Origin of the sequence: Micromonospora sp. NPDC049799 (assembly GCF_040656655.1) — a bacterium.
Classification (GTDB): Bacteria; Actinomycetota; Actinomycetes; order Mycobacteriales; family Micromonosporaceae; genus Micromonospora.
In genome coordinates, this window is record NZ_JBFAMU010000491.1 from 1 (window position 1) to 3,713 (window position 3,713).

Genomic DNA, 3,713 nt, shown 5'->3' on the forward strand with positions numbered 1-3,713 from the left:
CGGCGCCCGCGGGCGCGGCCGGCGTTGCGGCCTCCGGCGCCGGGGTCGGTTCGGGCATGGCACCCTCCTTGATCGCTTCGGGGTGCTGACACTGTAGGGCCACATGCCCGCGCCCCGTTGCCCCGCGCCGCCGACACCCGTTGGTGCCCTGCCCCCGGGGACACCCGACGGGGCCGGGGGCCCGCCGGCCCGCCGGCCCGCCACATGATGGTCGCCTGAGCCTGATGTCTGTGTGACATGAAAATGTCTGACAGACATCACGCCAACGCCCGATCGTGACCGCGGGCGCGACACGGAGATCCACTCGACGGGGTGACGGCGCCTCACCGCGTGGTCGTGGGGCCGCCGCCGCTGCCGCGGTCGTCGAGCACGAGCGGGGCGCGGCCCTCGACCCGGTAGCGGATGTGGGTCACCTCGGGGGTGGGCACCACCCGCAGCGCGGTCAGCTCGATCGCCTCCTTCTCGCCGAGGTCCAGGTCGGCGTCGAGCAGGCGCAGGCCGGTGCCGAGCACCACCGGTACGACGTGCAGTTCCAACTCGTCGAGCAGTCCGGCCCGGAGCACCTGCCGGACGAGGTTGCCACCGCCGGCCACCGCGACGTTCTTCCCGCCGGCCGCGGCGCGCGCCTGGTCGACCGCGCTGGCGATCCCGTCGGTGACGTACGTGAAGCTGGTGCCACCGCCGCGCACCAGGGTCTCCCGGGGCCGGTGCGTGACGACGAAGACCGGCGCGCGGAACGGCGGCTCGTCGCCCCACGGCACCTCACCGCCGTCGGCCATCCGGCGCCCCATGACGTACGCGCCGGCCGCCTCGAACGTCTCGGCGATGATCTCGGAGTTCGTGTCCCGGACGCCGCCGGCGAAGCCCTGCCGTTCCCGCCACGCCATCGCGTCGGTCGCCCACCGGGTGACCCGGAAGAAGCCGGCGCTCTCGGCCGACGTCATCCAGTCGCCGTCACCGGTGTGGCGCGGCCCGGCGTAGAAGCCGTCCAGCGACACGGACAGTTGCGCGGTCACCTTGGTCATCGCGGTTGTTCCTCTCACCTCGGCGGCACCCGTGCGGTGCCGCTCACCGGGTGATCGGAGCCGCGCCGCCGGGTTCTACCGGACGGCGATGTGACGACGGTCACACCAGACGGGCGGCCCGTCGGACGAGGTGGCGCCGCTCGGGGAGGGTGCCGGCGAGACGGGCGGCCTCCCGCCAGGCCGCCGCCGCGGCCGGCAGGTCTCCGGCCTCCTCCAACAGGTGCGCGCGGACGGCGAGCAGACGGTGGTGACCGGCGAGCGGCCCGGACTCCAGGGTGCCCAGCAGGTCCAGCCCGGCCCGGGGACCGCGCACCATGCCGAGGGCCACCGCCCGATTCAGGGTGACGACCGGGCCCGGCGCCAACCGCTCCAACAGGTCGTACAGCGCCAGGATCTGCGGCCAGTCGGTGTCCGCCGTCGACGGCGCCTCCGCGTGAACGGCGGCGATGGCAGCCTGCACCTGGTACGGCCCGAGCGGCAGCGTCGCCAGACTGTGGGCGACCAGCGCCGTGCCCTCCGCGATGGCGCTCCGGTCCCAGCGCGTACGGTCCTGTTCGGCCAGCGGCACCAGGTCACCGTCTTCTCCGGTACGAGCCGCGCCCCGCGCCTCGGTCAGCAGCATCAGCGCGAGCAGCCCCGCCGCCTCGCCGGAGTCGGGCAGCCGCTCGTACAGGCGGCGGGTCAACCGGATCGCCTGCCGGGTCAGGTCGACCCGGCGCAGGTCGGGGCCGCTGCTGGCGCTGTAGCCCTCGTTGAAGATCAGGTAGAGCACGTGCAGGACGACGGCGAGGCGGGGACCCTGTTCGGGCTCCGGCGGCAGGTCGAACCGGGCACCGGCCTCCCGCAACCGCTGCTTGGCCCGCACGATGCGCTGCCCCATGGTCTTCTCCGGCAGCAGGAAGGCCGTGGCGATCTCGGCGGTGGTCAGGCCACCGACCGCCCGCAGGGTGAGCGCCACCTGGGCGGACGGCCCGAGGGCCGGGTGGCAGCAGAGGAAGAGCAGTTCCAGCACGTCGTCGCGGACCGGCTCGGCGTCCGGCGGCGGGGCCACCAGCGCGTCGCGGGGGGTGGCGTCGACCACGGCCACCTCCCGCCGCCGGCGGGCGGTGTCGGCCCGTACCTGGTCGACGTACCGGCGGGTCGCGACGGTCCGCAGCCAGGCCCCCGGGTGTTCCGGCACGCCGTCGCCGGTCCACGTCTGTACGGCGTCGAGCAGGGCGTCCTGGACGGCGTCCTCGGCCCGGGTGAAGTCGCCGTAGCGGCGCACCAGAGCGCCGAGCACCTGCGGCGCGAGCTCACGCAGCAGGTCACCGAGCGGTTCGTCGCGGCTCAGGGCTCGCTGCCGTTCCCGGACATCAGCGGCCACACCTCCAGGCCGCCGCCGTTCCCGGTGCCGAACCCCAGGGCCGGGTACGACCGGGCGATCTCCAGGGCCCGCTCCTCCCCGTCCACGTCGACCACGAAGTACGAGCCGACGTACTCCTTGGCCTCCAGGTACGGGCCGTCGGTGACCACCGGCGTGTCCCCGGTCATCCGCACCGACCGCGCGCGGGGCACGAGTCCCTGGCTGTCCACGAGCTCTCCGGAGGCCCGCAGCGCGGCGTTGAACGCGTCGACCTCGCCGATCAACGTGGAAAAGTCGTCGGCGGGCAGACTGCTCCAGATCTCGTCGTTGCCGTAGATCAACATCAGGTACTTCATCCGTCTCCCCTCGCCGCCGGGTGGCTGACAGGACCGTACCGCGCCGGCCCGGTCGCTCCACCGCGGAAAACACCTCGCCGCCACGGGCGTCGTGTGCCAGCGTGGTACCGACCGCGGTCACCGACGACGGGAGCAGGGGCGATGCGCCGACTCGAAAACTTCCTTCCCATCCGGATGCGAGCTTTCGAGGACCCGTCAGCCCATGGAGACCGTCAACATCGGCATTCTGGCGCACGTCGACGCCGGTAAGACCAGCCTGACCGAGCGCCTGCTCTTCGACACCGGCACGATCGACCGGCTCGGCAGCGTCGACGCCGGCACCACCCGCACCGACACCGGCGAGATCGAACGCCGGCGCGGCATCACCATCCGCTCCGCGGTGGCCGCGTTCACCGTCGGGCGGCGCCAGGTCAACCTCATCGACACCCCCGGACACAGCGACTTCGTCGCGGAGGTCGAACGGGCGCTCGGCGTGCTCGACGGCGCCGTCCTGGTGCTCTCCGCCGTCGAGGGCGTCCAACCGCACACCCGCGTCCTCATGCGGACCCTGCGGTCCCTGCGGCTGCCCACGGTGCTGTTCGTCAACAAGGTCGACCGCGTCGGCGCCCGCACCGACGCGCTGGTCGCGGACGTCCGCCGGCTGCTCACCCCGGGCGTCGCGCCGATGGGCACGGTCCGCGCGGCCGGCACGGCCACCGCGACTGTGCGGGCGTACGACCGGCGCGACCCCACCGCCTTGGTCGACTGGGCCACCGTGCTGGCGGACCACGACGACGAACTGCTCGCCGCGCTGGTCGAGGACCGGCCACCCGCCCCCGACCGGGTACGCGCCGCGCTGCGCGCGCAGACCGCCGCGGCGCGGGTGCACCCGCTGTACTTCGGCTCGGCGATCACCGGGACCGGCGTACCCGAGCTGCTCGACGCCCTGGCCCACCTGCTGCCGCCGTCGCCGCCGCCCGAGCCCGGGCTGCGGGCCCGGGTCTTCGC

The 3,713-nt window shown here is 74.1% G+C and carries 4 protein-coding genes; 1 reads left to right on the forward strand and 3 read right to left on the reverse strand.

Going from position 1 to position 3,713, the window contains the following annotated elements; all coding sequences use genetic code 11:
* Positions 1–323 precede the first annotated feature (323 nt).
* The 3 genes from AB0I76_RS25060 to AB0I76_RS25070 form a co-directional block, all read right to left on the reverse strand.
* Positions 324–1,025, reverse strand: coding sequence for a dihydrofolate reductase family protein (locus tag AB0I76_RS25060; protein WP_357040094.1), 702 nt, complete (start codon positions 1,023–1,025; stop codon positions 324–326).
* Positions 1,026–1,125: 100 nt separating this feature from the next.
* The gene (locus tag AB0I76_RS25065) at positions 1,126–2,391 is read right to left on the reverse strand and encodes a DUF6596 domain-containing protein (RefSeq protein ID WP_357040097.1); all 1,266 of its coding nucleotides are present in this window, start codon (positions 2,389–2,391) and stop codon (positions 1,126–1,128) included.
* Positions 2,355–2,726, reverse strand: coding sequence for a YciI family protein (locus AB0I76_RS25070; protein WP_357040100.1), 372 nt, complete (start codon positions 2,724–2,726; stop codon positions 2,355–2,357). Before AB0I76_RS25070 ends, AB0I76_RS25065 begins: the two co-directional genes overlap by 37 nt.
* A 202-nt stretch (positions 2,727–2,928) precedes the next feature.
* Between AB0I76_RS25070 and AB0I76_RS25075 the strand changes: the two genes are divergently transcribed.
* On the forward strand, positions 2,929–3,713 hold a 785-nt coding region (locus AB0I76_RS25075), incomplete at its 3' end, for a GTP-binding protein (protein WP_357040103.1).

What these genes read in the sequence shown, in the direction of transcription:
- AB0I76_RS25060 (WP_357040094.1), bottom strand. Translation starts at nt 1,025, where the DNA reads ATGACCAAGGTGACCGCGCAACTGTCCGTGTCGCTGGACGGCTTCTAC.
- AB0I76_RS25070 (WP_357040100.1), bottom strand. Translation starts at nt 2,726, where the DNA reads ATGAAGTACCTGATGTTGATCTACGGCAACGACGAGATCTGGAGCAGT.